This is a genomic window from Mycolicibacter terrae, from assembly GCF_010727125.1.
Lineage (GTDB): Bacteria > Actinomycetota > Actinomycetes > Mycobacteriales > Mycobacteriaceae > Mycobacterium > Mycobacterium terrae.
In genome coordinates this window covers 2,433,806-2,447,170 of record NZ_AP022564.1, presented here as the reverse complement: position 1 = coordinate 2,447,170, position 13,365 = coordinate 2,433,806, and the positions used below count along the sequence as shown (strand labels likewise).

At 64.9% G+C, this 13,365-nt stretch carries 18 protein-coding genes and 1 pseudogene; 11 read left to right on the top strand and 8 right to left on the bottom strand.

Annotated elements, in window-relative coordinates:
- Window positions 1-11 precede the first annotated feature (11 nt).
- Window positions 12-302 carry a YggT family protein gene (locus tag G6N23_RS11800; protein ID WP_019735026.1) on the top strand — a complete coding sequence of 97 codons (291 nt, stop codon included), beginning with the start codon at window positions 12-14 and terminating at the stop codon, window positions 300-302.
- 14 nt (window positions 303-316) lie between these two features.
- Here G6N23_RS11800 and G6N23_RS11795 read toward each other — a convergent pair whose 3' ends face one another.
- The gene (locus G6N23_RS11795; RefSeq protein WP_085262728.1) at window positions 317-1,114 is read right to left on the bottom strand and encodes a DUF2249 domain-containing protein; all 798 of its coding nucleotides are present in this window, start codon (window positions 1,112-1,114) and stop codon (window positions 317-319) included.
- 494 nt (window positions 1,115-1,608) lie between these two features.
- On the opposite strand from G6N23_RS11795, the gene wag31 reads away from it, so the two are divergent.
- Window positions 1,609-2,409 (top strand): DivIVA-like cell division protein Wag31, encoded by an 801-nt coding sequence (gene wag31 / locus G6N23_RS11790; RefSeq protein ID WP_085262727.1) that lies wholly within the window; start codon window positions 1,609-1,611, stop codon window positions 2,407-2,409.
- Window positions 2,410-2,473: 64 nt separating this feature from the next.
- Window positions 2,474-2,794 carry a hypothetical protein gene (locus G6N23_RS11785; RefSeq protein ID WP_085262726.1) on the top strand — a complete coding sequence of 107 codons (321 nt, stop codon included), beginning with the start codon at window positions 2,474-2,476 and terminating at the stop codon, window positions 2,792-2,794.
- On the opposite strand, the gene G6N23_RS11780 is transcribed toward G6N23_RS11785, so the two are convergent.
- From G6N23_RS11780 to G6N23_RS11765, 4 genes are all read right to left on the bottom strand, one after another.
- Window positions 2,791-3,474: a phosphoribosyltransferase gene (locus tag G6N23_RS11780; protein ID WP_085262725.1), complete on the bottom strand. Its 684-nt coding sequence runs from the start codon at window positions 3,472-3,474 to the stop codon at window positions 2,791-2,793. The genes G6N23_RS11785 and G6N23_RS11780 overlap by 4 nt on opposite strands.
- A 72-nt stretch (window positions 3,475-3,546) precedes the next feature.
- Window positions 3,547-4,173, bottom strand: a complete 627-nt coding sequence (locus G6N23_RS11775; RefSeq protein ID WP_085262724.1) for an NADPH-dependent F420 reductase — start codon at window positions 4,171-4,173, stop codon at window positions 3,547-3,549.
- Between the two features lie 74 nt (window positions 4,174-4,247).
- A complete protein-coding gene (locus G6N23_RS11770) occupies window positions 4,248-4,673 on the bottom strand; it encodes a nuclear transport factor 2 family protein (RefSeq protein WP_085262723.1) in 426 nt (141 codons plus the stop codon).
- 50 nt (window positions 4,674-4,723) lie between these two features.
- Complete coding sequence (locus tag G6N23_RS11765) at window positions 4,724-5,458, bottom strand: SDR family NAD(P)-dependent oxidoreductase (RefSeq protein WP_085262782.1); 735 nt, start codon at window positions 5,456-5,458, stop codon at window positions 4,724-4,726.
- A 142-nt stretch (window positions 5,459-5,600) separates the two neighbouring features.
- Between G6N23_RS11765 and G6N23_RS11760 the strand changes: the two genes are divergently transcribed.
- The gene (locus G6N23_RS11760) at window positions 5,601-6,200 is read left to right on the top strand and encodes a TetR/AcrR family transcriptional regulator (protein WP_085262722.1); all 600 of its coding nucleotides are present in this window, start codon (window positions 5,601-5,603) and stop codon (window positions 6,198-6,200) included.
- A 68-nt stretch (window positions 6,201-6,268) separates the two neighbouring features.
- Here the strand turns inward: G6N23_RS11760 and G6N23_RS11755 are convergent, their stop codons facing one another.
- Window positions 6,269-6,901, bottom strand: a complete 633-nt coding sequence (locus G6N23_RS11755) for a TetR/AcrR family transcriptional regulator (protein ID WP_173675016.1) — start codon at window positions 6,899-6,901, stop codon at window positions 6,269-6,271.
- Window positions 6,902-7,005: 104 nt separating this feature from the next.
- On the opposite strand from G6N23_RS11755, the pseudogene G6N23_RS11750 reads away from it, so the two are divergent.
- The 6 genes and pseudogenes from G6N23_RS11750 (at window position 7,006) to G6N23_RS11725 (ending at window position 11,262) form a co-directional block, all read left to right on the top strand.
- Window positions 7,006-7,546, top strand: a pseudogene (locus tag G6N23_RS11750) (carboxymuconolactone decarboxylase family protein).
- Window positions 7,547-7,613: 67 nt separating this feature from the next.
- The gene (locus G6N23_RS11745) at window positions 7,614-8,261 is read left to right on the top strand and encodes a nitroreductase family protein (RefSeq protein ID WP_085262721.1); all 648 of its coding nucleotides are present in this window, start codon (window positions 7,614-7,616) and stop codon (window positions 8,259-8,261) included.
- 53 nt (window positions 8,262-8,314) lie between these two features.
- Window positions 8,315-8,824, top strand: coding sequence for a YkgB family protein (locus G6N23_RS11740; protein ID WP_085262720.1), 510 nt, complete (start codon window positions 8,315-8,317; stop codon window positions 8,822-8,824).
- 29 nt (window positions 8,825-8,853) lie between these two features.
- A complete protein-coding gene (locus tag G6N23_RS11735; RefSeq protein WP_085262780.1) occupies window positions 8,854-9,291 on the top strand; it encodes a cupin domain-containing protein in 438 nt (145 codons plus the stop codon).
- A gap of 190 nt (window positions 9,292-9,481) precedes the next feature.
- Complete coding sequence (locus G6N23_RS11730; RefSeq protein ID WP_085262719.1) at window positions 9,482-9,694, top strand: hypothetical protein; 213 nt, start codon at window positions 9,482-9,484, stop codon at window positions 9,692-9,694.
- A gap of 224 nt (window positions 9,695-9,918) precedes the next feature.
- Window positions 9,919-11,262 (top strand): protoporphyrinogen/coproporphyrinogen oxidase, encoded by a 1,344-nt coding sequence (locus G6N23_RS11725; protein ID WP_085262718.1) that lies wholly within the window; start codon window positions 9,919-9,921, stop codon window positions 11,260-11,262.
- On the opposite strand, the gene istB is transcribed toward G6N23_RS11725, so the two are convergent.
- The gene (gene istB / locus G6N23_RS11720) at window positions 11,245-11,970 is read right to left on the bottom strand and encodes an IS21-like element helper ATPase IstB (protein ID WP_272937793.1); all 726 of its coding nucleotides are present in this window, start codon (window positions 11,968-11,970) and stop codon (window positions 11,245-11,247) included. The genes G6N23_RS11725 and istB overlap by 18 nt on opposite strands.
- Before the next feature lie 2 nt (window positions 11,971-11,972).
- Complete coding sequence (locus tag G6N23_RS21965) at window positions 11,973-12,362, bottom strand: hypothetical protein (protein WP_234808733.1); 390 nt, start codon at window positions 12,360-12,362, stop codon at window positions 11,973-11,975.
- Between the two features lie 269 nt (window positions 12,363-12,631).
- Here G6N23_RS21965 and G6N23_RS11710 point away from each other — a divergent pair, with 269 nt between their 5' ends.
- Window positions 12,632-13,315, top strand: a complete 684-nt coding sequence (locus G6N23_RS11710; RefSeq protein ID WP_085262717.1) for a hypothetical protein — start codon at window positions 12,632-12,634, stop codon at window positions 13,313-13,315.
- Window positions 13,316-13,365: the final 50 nt, after the last annotated feature.

Sequence of the window (13,365 nt, the reverse complement as noted above, 5' to 3'; positions counted from 1 at the left end):
GTCGCACTCCGTTGGCGCTGTTCTTCACGATTCTCGGCATCGCGCTGTTCGTTTTCTGGCTGCTGCTGATCGCTCGGATCGTCATCGAGTTCATCCGCTCATTCAGCCGCGACTGGCACCCCCGCGGTGCCACCGTGGTGATCCTGGAGCTGATCATGAGCATCACCGACCCCCCGGTGAAGCTGCTGCGGCGCCTGATACCGCAGTTGACCATCGGCGCGGTGCGCATCGACCTGTCGATCATGGTGCTGCTGCTGATCGCGTTCGTCGGGATGGAACTGGCGCTGCAGCACGCCGCCTGAGGCCCCGGTCGGCCTCAGACCCGGGTGAGCCGCAGCCGCCACGCCTCCGGGCCGCGCTGTTCGTAGCCGACCGCCAGCCGACCGCCGCTGCGCTCGGCGAGCTGGTGCAGCAGCGGGATGGGGTCGTGCGGCGCAACAAGCAGCATCGATCCACCGACCGGAACCGCGTCGAAGGCCCCGAACACGGTCGCATGCCGAATCGCGTGCGGAATCTCGCGCACGTCGAGCTCGGGCATCTCCTCGTCTTCCTCGCCGCAGCCGCACCCGCCGTGCCCGTGGCCGTGGCCGTGGGCGGCCGGGCCGGGCTGGGAGGATTGGGCGATCTCGGAGGGGATCGCCGGCAGTTGGGCGGCCAGATCGGCCAGCGAGACGCCGCTGGCCTCGGCGAGTGCGGGCAGCAGCAAGTCGGCGACCTTGCCCAGTAGCGCCTCCAGCAGCACGCGCAGCGACTCGACGTGTGCGGCGATCTGCACCCGGTCGGCGTCGCGGGCGATGCGAGCCGCGGCCTGCTCGATCAGCTGGGTCTCGCCGAGCAGACCCTCGACCAGCAACCGCGATCGCTCAACGTCGGCGGAGGCGGGGTAGATCAGCTCCACCGCGGCGCGCAGTTGGGGCCGCACCACCTGATCGACGAAGGCCTGCACCGCGCGGTGGGCGTCATCAAAGGCCGGGCCGGCGGTACCGACCGCGGCGAACACTGCCGCCCCGAGCGCGGCCTGGCGGCCGAGCAGCTCGGCATAGCGGGACCGCACGTCGTCTACGGCCGCCGAATCCGCCGCGCTGGTGGCCACGACCACGTCATTGGTTGTCATCCTGAGGTGTCCTTCCGATCGGTCCCCGGCCTTCGGGTCGCCTGCCGCCAATATTTACGGGCGGGTGTTGTGAATAATACGGCCCGGGTGGCCGGCCCGGTAGGGGCGGTGCCGCCGCGGCGTACCGGCGTGCCAGGCAGGGCATCATCGACCCGTCTGTGCCGCAGCGAATTACGTGGCGCACACCGGCCGGGCGCCGGACACTTTGCTGCCCGCGGACCGGCGGGTGCCGCCGCCCCGGGTATGCCCCGGCGTGGGCTGCCCTTGCTCCGGGCGCGACTTACCGGCGGGGACGGGTGATGGGCTCACCGGTGATGTTTGCCGAAGCGTGATTTCTGTGGCAGCAATTTGAAATTCACTCTTAATATCATTCTCATTGCCGAGCCCAGCGTCTGATGTGACAGGATGGGCGGCAGTTACAACACGGCTAGCGTATTCCCGGTCGACCTAAACTTGCCCGATCGGTGCTACCTACCTGACCAAGGGGGCAGACGATGCCACTAACACCGGCAGACGTGCACAACGTCGCGTTCAGCAAACCGCCGATCGGGAAGCGCGGCTACAACGAGGACGAGGTCGACGCCTTTCTCGACCTGGTGGAGACCGAGCTGACGCGGCTCATCGAGGAAAATGCCGACCTGCGCCAGCGGGTCAGCGAGCTCGACCAGGAGCTGGCTGCGGCCCGCGCCGGTGGCGGCCAGCAGGCCACCTCGGCGATCCCGGTCTACGAGCCTTCCCCCGAGCCGGCGCCTCCGCAGCCGGTGGCACAGCCGGCCGCACCGGAGCCGACCACCGACGACCAGCACCTCAAGGCGGCACGGGTGCTGAGCCTGGCCCAGGACACCGCCGACCGGCTGACCGGCACCGCCCGGGCCGAGTCCGAGAAGCTGATGGCCGACGCCCGTGCCAACGCCGACCAGATCCTCAGCGAGGCCCGGCAGACCGCGGAGACGACGGTCGCCGAGGCCCGGCAGCGGGCCGACGCCATGCTGGCAGATGCTCAGACGCGCTCGGAGACGCAGCTGCGCCAGGCCCAGGAGAAGGCCGACGCGCTGCAGGCCGACGCCGAGCGCAAGCACTCCGAGATCATGGGCACGATCAACCAGCAGCGCACGGTGCTGGAAGGCCGGTTGGAGCAGCTGCGCACATTCGAGCGGGAATACCGCACCCGACTCAAGACCTACCTGGAATCCCAGCTCGAGGAGTTGGGCCAACGCGGATCGGCGGCACCGGTCGACACCAGCGCAGGCAGTGACGGCGGCGGTTTCAACCATTTCAATCGCGGCACCAACTGACCGGGCAATCGAGCCCTCACGAGGCGGAATCGAGTAGTGTGCTCGTCGGGTGGGAGGTGAATCGATGCTGATCATCGCGCTGGTATTGGCGGCAATAGGACTTGCTGCGTTGGTATTCGCTGTGGTCACCAGTAATGCGCTGGTGGCGTGGGTGTGTATCGGAGCGAGCTTGCTGGGCGTGCTGTTGCTGATCGTGGACGCGCTGCGGGAACGCCGTCAGAACAGCCCTGCGGCCGCGCCGGAGGCCCCTGAGGCCGCCGTGGAGCCGGAGGTCCCGATCGACGACGTCGAGGACGTCGAGGACGCGGCCGAGACTTCCGACACCGAGACCGTCGGCCAGGAAGACGAGGCCTCCGAGGAGCCCGTCGCGCACCCTGCCGACTAGCTCGCAGCGGTGGTCGGGGTGGCCAGGAGGTCGCGGACTTCGTCGTCGGTGACCTGGCGAAAGTCGGCATAGCTCTGGCCGACGGCGTCGAACCGCTCGGGCATCGTCGCGCAGACCACGTCGTCGGCCTCCTGGGCGATCTTGCGGCACGCCGAGAGCGGTCCGACCGGTACCGCGACCACCGTACTGGCCGGCTCGGCCGCCTGGACCGCGCGCACCGCCGCCAGCACGCTCGCGCCGGTCGCGATGCCGTCGTCGACCAGGATCACCACCCGGCCGTGCAGGTCGGCGGCCGGTCGGTCACCGCGGTAGGCGTGCTCACGCCGTCGCAGTTCGGCCGACTCGCGTTCGATCACCGAGTGCAGCGCCTCGCTGCTGATACCGAGGTCGGCGACCACCTGGTCGTTCACCACCACCATGCCGCCGCTGGCCAACGCGCCCATCGCCAGTTCCGGCCACTGCGGCACCCCCAGCTTGCGGACCAGGAATACGTCCAGCGGCGCCTGAAGGGCGGCGGCGACCTCCCAGCCGACCGGAACGCCGCCGCGGGCCAGGCCCAGCACCAGCAGGCCGTCGGCGTCGCGGTAACCGGACAGACACCCGGCCAGTACCCGGCCGGCGTCGCGACGGTTGCGAAACGTGCGCGCCGGCATCGGGTTCAAGCGGGCCGGTCGAGTCATCTCCCCATCGAGCCTACGACTCGGCGCCGGACATGGGTCTTGCGATTGCCGATGTCGTGAGCGGTCTGCGGCTCAGCGGGGAAATTCGGTGGCTCCGAGGGCGACGTCCCAGTGCCCCACACCCTGGCGGGCGAGACCCATCATCAGCAGGCCCGCCCCCTCCAGCCAGTGCGCCATGTTCAGGCCGCCGACATCCAGCGGGCGCAGCCCGAGGCTCTTGACGAACTCCGCCACGCTCGCCTTGGCCTGTGCATCATCGCCGGCGATGAAGACATCCAGCGGCAGGCGCCGCTCCAGGACATGCCCGAAGAGGGTGTTGAACGCCTTCACCACGCCGGCGCCGGGCGGGACAGCCTTGGCAACTTCTTGCGCGACCGAGGTGCTGTCGGGGATGGCCAGCCCGTCGGCCGCGGCATTGAACGGGTTGCTGATGTCGACGATGACCTTGCCCGCCAGGGCATTTCCGTACTGGGTGACGACCGGGACGACGCTGGCATACAACAGGGCCACGATGACGATGTCGCCGGCCGGGACGGCGCCGAACTCTCCCGTCGTGGCATTGCCGCCGAGCGCCCTGGCCAGGTCTGCGGCCTTGGACTGATCGCGGCCGATGATCTCGACGGTGTTGCCGCCTGCGATTGCCAACGCGCCGATGGTGCGGGCCATGTTTCCGGTGCCGATGATGCTGATGCTGTTCATGACGTGGTCTCTCTTTCGGTGTTTTCGAGGTCCCGGCTTGTCCGGGTCGGGGGAGGGCGGTGCAGCCGGGATCGTCAGCCGCCCATGGTGTGTAGTGCCCAGGGCTGCATGCCGAGGACTTCGGCGAGGTGGCCTTGCATCTCGACAGCGGATGGCAGCGGACGCCACCAGATGGTCACCTCGGCGATCTTGCTGTCGGCGTCGAGTAGGAAGTAGTCCATTCCGTCGACCGCGGTGTCGCCGATTTGCAGGCGGAAGAACGCGGCGTGGTGACTCGGGCCGCTGAGGACCTCCCGGTAGGTGAGGTCGGTCGCCAAGGCGCCGACGGTCTGGATGGCCTCCACGACCGCCTCGCGGCCGATCAGCGGTTCATCGCCGAGTGGGCCGTTGAGCACCACGTCCTCGGCGAGGTGACCGGCGATGGTGTCGTTGTCCGCGCCCCCGTGCATAGCGTCGATGAAGGACTCGACGGCGGCACGGTGCTGGGCGAATTCGGTCATTGCTACTCCTCGTTGTGGGTGTGACCGTGGGATGCCGGTGTCGGTCCTGCTCAGATCGCCGCGGTGCCGCCGTCGGCAACGAGCTCCATCCCGTTCACGTAGCTCGAGTCGTCGGAGGCGAGGAATAGTGCGGCCGTTGCGATCTCCTCGGCGCGGCCCATCGCTCCCCGCGGGATCAGGGATTCGAATTGCCGTTTCGTCTCTTCATCGAAGAGCTCCTCCTGCTTGGCGGTGGCGACCTGGCCGGGGGTCAGCACATTCACCCGGATCCGCCTGTCCTTCAACTCGGCCAGCCATACCCGGGCCCAGGCCTGCTGCACGGCCTTGCTCCCGGCGTAGACGCTCCACCCGGGAAAGCCTTTGAGCGACGCGTTCGACCCCGTCATCAGGATCGAGCCACCGTCGTTGAGCAGCGGCAGGGCCTTCTGCACGGTGAACAGTGTGCCGCGCGCGTTCAGCCAGAAGGCGGCATGGAAGTGCTCCTCGGTGATCTCTCCGAGCTTTGCCTGCTCGCCCATTCCGGCGCTGGCCCACAGCACGTCGATCGCGCCCTTTTCCTGCCGGACGGTGTCATACAAACGGTCGAGATCGTCGAGGTCGGCGGCATCGCCCTGCACGGCGGTGACATTCCGGCCGATCAGCTTGACCGCGTCATCCAGCGCGTCCTGGTGCCGGCCCATGATGAACACATGAGCTCCTTCGTCGACGAACAACTTGGCGCCGGCCAACGCCAAACCCTTTGAGCCGCCGGTGATTACCGCTACCTTGCCGTCGAGTTTCCCCATGATCACTCCTATTTGAATCGATGTGTGTCCGGAACGGCCCGGAACGTTATGTATACCGAGCAGTGTGCTTAACGTAACGGACCGTCGGCCGGAGCGCAAGCTATGTACACCGATCGTTACCAGCCGGATCTATACTTCAGGCATGACGGAGTTGGAGAAGGGCCCCCAACGCGTGCGGCGGGGCAGGGGTGCACGCGAGCGAATTCTGCGTGCGTCACAACAACTGTTTCGCGATCAGGGCATCAACCGCACCGGCATGGACCAGCTGTGCGCGGTGGCCCAGGTGTCGAAGCGCACGGCCTACCAGCACTTCGCCGGCAAGGACGAGCTGATCGCCGAATACCTGCGCCGATTCGATCCCGACGTCACGGCGGGAGTGTTCGATCGCACCGACCTGACCCCCCGCGAAAAACTCCTCGCAGTATTCGAGGTGTCCGCCCCCGGGGCCCAGGAGGTCACGCCGCTGTGCCCGTTCATCGCGGCGGCCGTAGAGATCCACGACCCGCAACACCCGGCATCCCAGTGCGCACGTGATTACAAGACCACGATTGCCGCGCGGCTCGCCGAAACCGCCCGCGAAGCCGGCGCCACCAACCCCGAACAGCTCGGCGAACAACTGGCACTGCTGCTCGATGGCGCCTCGGCCCGTACGCGAGTGCTCAACAGCGAATCGTTCCCGACCGCCGCCGCGATCGCCGCCGTCCTCATCGACAACGCCATCCCCGCGACGGCCCGGCGTTGACCGCCACGCTGCGGCGGCCGGGGCGGAACGCACCGGGGTGACACCCGCCCTGGCGCCGGTCGCCCTCTCTAGGTCGAGAGCATCTGTATGTGGTCGACGGCGGCATGCAGGGCGTTCTTGAGCGGGGTGACATCCCGCTGGACCTGGCTGAGGAGCATGCCGCCCTGGAACGCCGACAACAGCAGATCGGCCAGCTGTGTGGGGTCCGCGTCGGCGCTGATGCGGCCGAGGTTCTGCATGCGCTGAAGCCCGTCGCGGAAGATGTCCCGCCACTGCGCGAACGCTTGGGCCAGCTCGTCGTGCACCTCCAGGTCTGACTTGATGATCTGGCTCGCCAGGGACCCGAGGGTGCAGCCGTCTCGGTAGGCGCTGTCGTGGGTGACGTAGTAGTCCACCCAGGCCCGAAGCGAATCGACGGTCTCGAAGCCGGCGAATTGCTCACCGCCATAGAAATGCAGGACGTGCTCGGCCTGCCATTCGATCACGGCTAGGACGAGGCTTTCTTTGGTCGGGAAATAGTGATTGAGCTGGGACCCGCTGACGCCGGTGATGTGACGGAGCTGCTGATTGTTCGTTGCGGCGACGCCCTGGGTGTGGATGAGCTCTGCGGCGTGCTCGAGGATTCGCGCCCGTGTCGCCTCACCCTTTTTGGTGAGCTTGCGGGGCGCTTGGACTGCGGTTTTGCCGGTCATGGTCACCATCGTACCGAAACTGGGCTTGACAACCCAGTCCGGATGGGTGTTCACTCTGGAAATGGGCCAGACGGCCCAGAAAAGTTACCTACACCTACTGGAGGATGTCCGCCATGTCACGCCTGACCACCCCCGCATCCGACGACATCACCGACGACACGCAGCGGGTTCTGGGCAACGTCGGCAAACAGTTCGGGTTCGTTCCGAACATGTTCACGATGCTTGCCTCGAATCCGACCGTTCTGGACGTCGTCTTGTCTCTGCAAGGCAGTTTGGGCTCGAGTTCTCGACGCCAAGACCCGGCACAGCATTGCGCTGGCGGTGTCGGCAGCCAACGGTTGCGATTACTGCCTGGCGGTGCACTCGTACGTCTCCGCCGAGCTCGGCGGCATGTCGGACGACGACATCGACCTGGCGCGATCCGGTAGCTCGATTGACCCCAAGCGGGCCGCCGTCGCTCGCTTCGCCCAGCGGCTGGTTGAAACCCAGAGGAAGGTCAACGATGCCGACCTGGCCGCCGTGCGAAGCGCCGGGTACAGCGACTCGCAGATCTTGGCGATCATCACCGTCGCCGTCCAGGCCTTGCTGACCAACTACATCAACAACGTCAACCAGACCGTCATCGACATCCCCACCGCCGGCACCGCCGCGTAAATCAGGCTGCCGGTGCCGGCGCCTACCCCGTCATCACTCAAACCTCTTGCGAAGAAAGCGAATTGACATGGACCTCGACAACCTCATGAGCAAGCACCTCACGAGATATTTTGACTCCAGCAAGACCATCCCCGCCCAGTCCCTGCAGCAGCTGCTGCGGTTCCTGCGCTCGACGCCGTCATCGGTGAACGTGCAGGCCAGCCGCTACTACGTACTCGGCACGCCCGAAGGCAAGGAGCGGCTCGCTGCCAATCTGGGCGACCGATTCCTCGACAACGGCGGCAAGATCCGGGACGCCTCGCACGTCATCATTTTCACCACTCGGGCCGATCTGCCCGACCGCCACCTCGAGGAGGTGTTCAGCAAAGAGCGGGCCGATGGCCGGTTCCCCGACCCCGCCAAGCAGTCGCACTGGGAATCGATGACCCGCGACTTCCTCGACCTGCGCACCTACGGCTACAAGGATCTGTCCCACTGGATGGAGAAGCAGGCCTACCTGGCGCTGGGGATGACCGTGATGGCGGCCGCCGAGCTGGGATTCGACGCGACGCCGCTGGAAGGTTTCGACCCGGCCAGCGTCGATACGGCATTCAAGATCCGCGAAACCGGATACACCACGACGGTGCTGCTGGCCCTCGGCTACCCGGACGCCACGAAGACCTACAGCAACCCCATTTCGCGGTTCGACCACGACCGGCTCTTCACCTTCGTCTGAACCCCAGCTCCTCCCAATTCATCTGACCGCTTTCATCGAAAGGTACCGAGAACATGTCCACCAAAACCGACTTGACCGCTGTCTGCCAAAATAACGCCCCGATCGTCAATGACCTGGCGCATATCGTCGCTCGCTATGGGCTGGCCATCGTCATCGGCTGGATCGGGATATTCAAGTTCTGCTCCTACGAGGCCCTCAACATTCAACCCCTGGTAGCCAACAGTCCCTTCATGGGTTGGCTGTACAGCGTGTTCAGCGTCGAGACGTTCTCATCGATCCTCGGCGTCGTGGAGATCACCACCGCCGTGTTGCTGGTGGTGAAGCCCTGGTATCCGCGGATTTCACTGATCGGAAGCGTGTTGGCGATAGTGCTTTTCGTCAGCACCCTGTCGTTCGTCATCACGACACCGGGCGTGGCTGAGGCGTCGGCCGGTGGATTTCCCCTGTTGTCCATGACCGGCCAATTCCTCATCAAAGACACCGTTCTGCTGGCGGTATCTATTCTGACCCTCGGCGACACCATGAAGGCGATCGCTCACCGCGCAGCACCGGCGCGGGTGTGAATTCCTCCATGCGAAGGGACGTCAGCAGAATGCGTGCAAAAGCTTTGCTCGCGGTATCAGCCGCCCTACTGGTGGCCGCGTGCACCGGCTCGGCGCCGGATACCGGTCAGGCAGCTCCAAAGTCGGTGGTCCGTCAAGTATTTGACGAGCCGACCAACGTCCCGGGAAAATCGCTGGTGGGTGTGAGCGTCAGCTATCCGCCGGGGGCCAAGAACGCCGCGCACCACCACGCGCGGTCGGCCTTCATCATGGCCTACGTCATTTCCGGGCTCATCCGCAGTCAGGTTGAGGGCGAGGCGATGCGCGTCTACCGCGCCGGCGAGACCTGGAAGGAAACCCCGGGGGCACATCACCTGGTCAGTGAGAACGCCAGCGCCACCGAGCCCGCGGAGCTGCTTGCGGTGTTTCTGGTCGACACGGGAGACCAGCCCCTCACTACCGACGACGTCCCGGCCGCAGGTAGCTGACGCGGCCGGCTCGAGATACCGACAGCCCCGGTACAGACCGGGGCTGTCAGCGTCTGACGACCCGGGTGTAACCCATGACCCGACCCATCACAGTTGTGTCCGAGGGGGGAGTTGGCCACCTGCGACACGGGTTGAGGTCTTTGATTTGAGTCGTTGAACAGCGCCCCCACCGCTGGTGAAAGGGGGTCGGGTGGCTGGAGGCGTCCTCGACGGGTTCGACCGGGCGCCGCGAACGGTTCGCAGCACCCGCCTGGTCGACCTCGTCAACACCATGTACCCCAAGCTAGTGGCCGTCGCTTTCGGCATGGCCCCCGAGGCCGCCATGATCTACCTTGCCGACCACGTCGACCCCACCCGATTGCCCAACCATCACACCGTTGGGGCTGAGGCCTTCGCGCCCTGATCGACCTCATACCCGAGAAAGCCCCACACAGCAAACAGCTGCAGTAGCGTCGATACCCATGGTGCTCACCGATCTCTTTGTGATCCGCGACGGAGGTCCCGCGGCGCATTGGCGGGATCCCACGATTGCCGAGTTACGCAGAACTACACCTGAATCGCGGGCGCTTGTTTCTTTTCAGTCGCCAGGATCACCTGGCTCCGGACTGCCCGGGGTGGAGAAGCCATATGAAGCGCATGATCGTCGTCGGCAGCGGCCTGGCTGGCTTGAGCGCCGGATACCGGCTACATGAGCAGGGCTGGCAGGTCATCGTGCTTGAATGCCTGGACCGTGTCGGCGGCCGGGTTCTGTCTGAATCCGAAGACGGCTTCCTGTTCGACGTTGGCCCGACCATCGTCACCGACAACTACACGGAATACATGAAGCTCGTTCATGACGTGGGCTTGTCAGACAAGTTGGTCGACTGCGCGCCCGAAATCGCAGTGGTGAAGGGCAGTGACCTGCACATCCTTGACACGCATAAGCCTCTTAGGTCGTTCCTCACCACCAAGCTGCTGCCTCCTGCCGCGAAGCTGCGATTAGCGGTACGGGGAGTGCGGCTCATCAAACCGCTCTACGGCCTAAACCCCTACGAGTTGAACAATCGTGTCCATTACGACACCGAGTCGGTCCAGACGTACATCGACCGAGTCTTCGGTCGCGAACTCAACGATTTGATACTCGACGGCGTGACCCGCGCAATGGTGACCAGTTCACCGGACGAGACGTCGGTGGTCGGATTTCTTGCCGGCGCAGTCACAGCGTCGGGCAAAATGCAGACGCTCAAAGGCGGCTTACAGCTCTTACCATCAAAGTTGGCCGAGAAGCTCGATGTGCGTCTGAGCTCGCCCGTTACCGAGGTCCGAAATACCGACCGCGGAGTGGAAGTCCATTACCAAAGCAGCGCCGAGGGTGCCGGCAGCGAACGCGCCGAAGCATGTGTGATCGCCACGCCATTCCGAGCCGCTGTCGACATGTATGAACCGCTGAAAGAGATTGCGGCTGATCTACTTTCAAGGTCGAAGGACTCTGGTTGTTGCTCGCTGCAGCTCACGTATTCCAGGCGCACTGAGAAGGAACCATACATTGTCATGGTGCCCAAAGCCGCTTCCGTCGAGATCAGCACCTTGTTTCTCGAACACATTAAGGCCCCCGACCGCGCCCCGGCGGGTACTAGCCTCATCACCGCCTTCTTCACTGACCAGCGGGATATTGACTTCACAAACTGGAGTGGCGACCGTCTGACGACCACAGCTCGGGAGCTGATCGAGAGGCTGTTCCCCGAACTTCGCGACCACTTTATGGCCGCCCGCCTCACGCGATGGCCCTATGCGGCTAGCCAGGCCGACGTCGGTTACTACAAGGCACTGCAGAAATTTCTTGACGATTATCCCGCCGACGCCCCCGTGCAGATCGCGGGCGACTACATGGCCTTACCCTCACAAGAATCGGCCGTGGTTGCTGGTGTCAAGGCTGCCAAGCGGATCATCGCTGCCCACCCGGCCGTTGCCACGTCACCCAGCACGGGGTAACACACCACATCGGCCACCCACCGGCCCGACACAACAAGTGATGTTTCGGCAGGGCCTAACACAGGTTCGCGCGAACAAGTGCGCTTTGGCGAACGGCAGGTTGGAGGTCAGGATCAGCGAGGCGTGTTCGTAGCGGCTGGAGACCAGTTGGAAGAACAGGTTCGCAGCGTCCTGCTCGAACGGGATGTAGCCGACTTCATCGACGACGAGTAGGCCGATGCGACGTAGTTTGGCCAGCTCGGCGGGGAGCCGGCCGGCGTTGTGGGCGGCCTTGAGTCGGGCGACCCAATCCACGGCGGTGACGAACGCGATGCGGTGCCCGGCCTGAGCGGCTTTGATGGCCAATCCGATGGCGAGGTGGGTCTTGCCGGTGCCGGGTGGGCCCAGCAGCACCACGTTGCGGGATTTGGCCAGGAATGCACTGGTGCCCAGGTGGGCGATCATGTCCCGGTTGAGTTCGGGTTGATGGTCGAAGTTGAAGTCCTCCAACGACTTGCGGGTCGGGAATCCGGCCGAGCGGATGCGCGTGGTTGCACCGGAGGCCTCGCGGGCGGCGACCTCGCGCGAGAGCACCGCTGCCAGATACTCTTCGTGAGTCCAGCTGGCGTCTCGGGCTTGGGCGGCCAGTCGGGCGGCGGACTCGCGGATGCGGGGTGCCTTGAGTGCTTGGGCGTAGTGCAGGACGGCCTTCATCGGATCCTCGGCCATGTTCACGCCACCTCACCATCGGACGTGGCTGTGCGCGTCACGAAGTCAACACCGAACGCGCGGTCGTAGTCGGCCAGATCACGCACCGGGTGGTCACCGGCCTCAGGTGGCGGGCCGGCTTGGAACTGGTGGCGCAACGCCGCGGCGGCCTGGACGTGGGCGGGATCGGTCAGGGTTTGTCGGGTCGCCCAACAGCGCTCGTGAGCCGCCAGCAGCCGTCCCGATCGGGTCACCCTCACCTGGGACGGCTCAGTGCCCTCAGCGAGATACTCCAGCATGTCGCGGATCTCGTCGACCCGGCCGGCGCGGAGCGCTTCGGTCGTATGCCAATAACGCTCCCCGGCGATCTCAACGAGCCCGTCTCGGAGCTCGTCAAAGTCCTTGGTGGCCACCACGACCGCGGTGAGATGTAAAAGGTCTTCTTGCCGCCAGCGGTGTCCTTTGGCGCTTGGTAAGACTCGTCCAGAAAAGCTACGGGGCCCTTGATCCGCGCGTAAGCGTCGAGCACCATCCGGCTGTCGGCGTACTTCGGCGTCAAGTCGGCCCGTTCTTCTGGTAATCCACCATGACGAGATCCTAGCATCGTTTCAAGCATTTGTTCCAGCATCACTTCTGGTAGCTTTACTGGCATACCGCTACCAATGGGAGGGTTGGGGAGACTATGGATGACCAAAAGATCAAAGTGATGGAGAATCGGCTCCGGCGGTCTGCCGCCCGGCAGGGTCTCCGGCTTGAAAAGTCCCGCACGCGCGACCCCCAGGGGAGCGACTACGGGACGTATCAGCTAGTTGATGTCGCGACGAACACGATTGCGAAGTGCGGTAGTCAACGCGGTTATGGGCTCGGCCTCAACGAGATCAATCAGGTGCTCAATGAAGGCTCGCTAAGCTGGTTCCATCAGCAGCTGACGCTCCACGAGCAGATCGCGGTTCTTAACGATCCATTTGGGTCTTTGCCTACGTCCCTCGCTGAGCGGTTAATGCACCGCCCCGGTATCTCAATGACCTACTGGGTAGGTAGCGACGACCCAACCCATTGGACGCTGGACGCGATTGCGGCGCGCCGGCTGCAGGCAGTGAAAAGACAACTCGATGACTGGTGGCAAGGTCTCACAGACGAACAGCGGCGCTACGTCACCGACCATCGTGGCGGCGAGCTGGGGGCGGAGTATGCAGATATTGTCCAGAGCGCAAGCTCCGATCCGATCAACAACCCGGACGCATTGGTCGTCATCGTGGTACGCGACGCGAAGAACCAACACCGATTCCAACTACCCCCGCTGGTACGCGCATATGTCGAGATGATTGCGGTCCGAAAAGCACCCCGGCCCAAGTGGAACCGCTGACCGTGGCCTACCGGGTGTTTTCGTCCTGGTCGAACGAGATTTGCGTTGCA

Coding starts and splice junctions, on each gene's coding strand:
- G6N23_RS11785 (WP_085262726.1), top strand. CDS start 2,474: ATGCTGATCATCGCGCTGGTATTGGCGGCAATAGGACTTGCTGCGTTG.
- G6N23_RS11735 (WP_085262780.1), top strand. CDS start 8,854: ATGCGTGCAAAAGCTTTGCTCGCGGTATCAGCCGCCCTACTGGTGGCC.
- G6N23_RS11725 (WP_085262718.1), top strand. CDS start 9,919: ATGAAGCGCATGATCGTCGTCGGCAGCGGCCTGGCTGGCTTGAGCGCC.
- G6N23_RS11775 (WP_085262724.1), bottom strand. CDS start 4,173: ATGAACAGCATCAGCATCATCGGCACCGGAAACATGGCCCGCACCATC.
- G6N23_RS11765 (WP_085262782.1), bottom strand. CDS start 5,458: ATGGGGAAACTCGACGGCAAGGTAGCGGTAATCACCGGCGGCTCAAAG.
- G6N23_RS11760 (WP_085262722.1), top strand. CDS start 5,601: ATGACGGAGTTGGAGAAGGGCCCCCAACGCGTGCGGCGGGGCAGGGGT.
- wag31 (WP_085262727.1), top strand. CDS start 1,609: ATGCCACTAACACCGGCAGACGTGCACAACGTCGCGTTCAGCAAACCG.
- G6N23_RS11755 (WP_173675016.1), bottom strand. CDS start 6,901: ATGGTGACCATGACCGGCAAAACCGCAGTCCAAGCGCCCCGCAAGCTC.
- G6N23_RS11740 (WP_085262720.1), top strand. CDS start 8,315: ATGTCCACCAAAACCGACTTGACCGCTGTCTGCCAAAATAACGCCCCG.
- istB (WP_272937793.1), bottom strand. CDS start 11,970: ATGGCCGAGGATCCGATGAAGGCCGTCCTGCACTACGCCCAAGCACTC.
- G6N23_RS11710 (WP_085262717.1), top strand. CDS start 12,632: ATGGATGACCAAAAGATCAAAGTGATGGAGAATCGGCTCCGGCGGTCT.
- G6N23_RS11795 (WP_085262728.1), bottom strand. CDS start 1,114: ATGACAACCAATGACGTGGTCGTGGCCACCAGCGCGGCGGATTCGGCG.
- G6N23_RS11770 (WP_085262723.1), bottom strand. CDS start 4,673: ATGACCGAATTCGCCCAGCACCGTGCCGCCGTCGAGTCCTTCATCGAC.
- G6N23_RS11745 (WP_085262721.1), top strand. CDS start 7,614: ATGGACCTCGACAACCTCATGAGCAAGCACCTCACGAGATATTTTGAC.
- G6N23_RS11780 (WP_085262725.1), bottom strand. CDS start 3,474: ATGACTCGACCGGCCCGCTTGAACCCGATGCCGGCGCGCACGTTTCGC.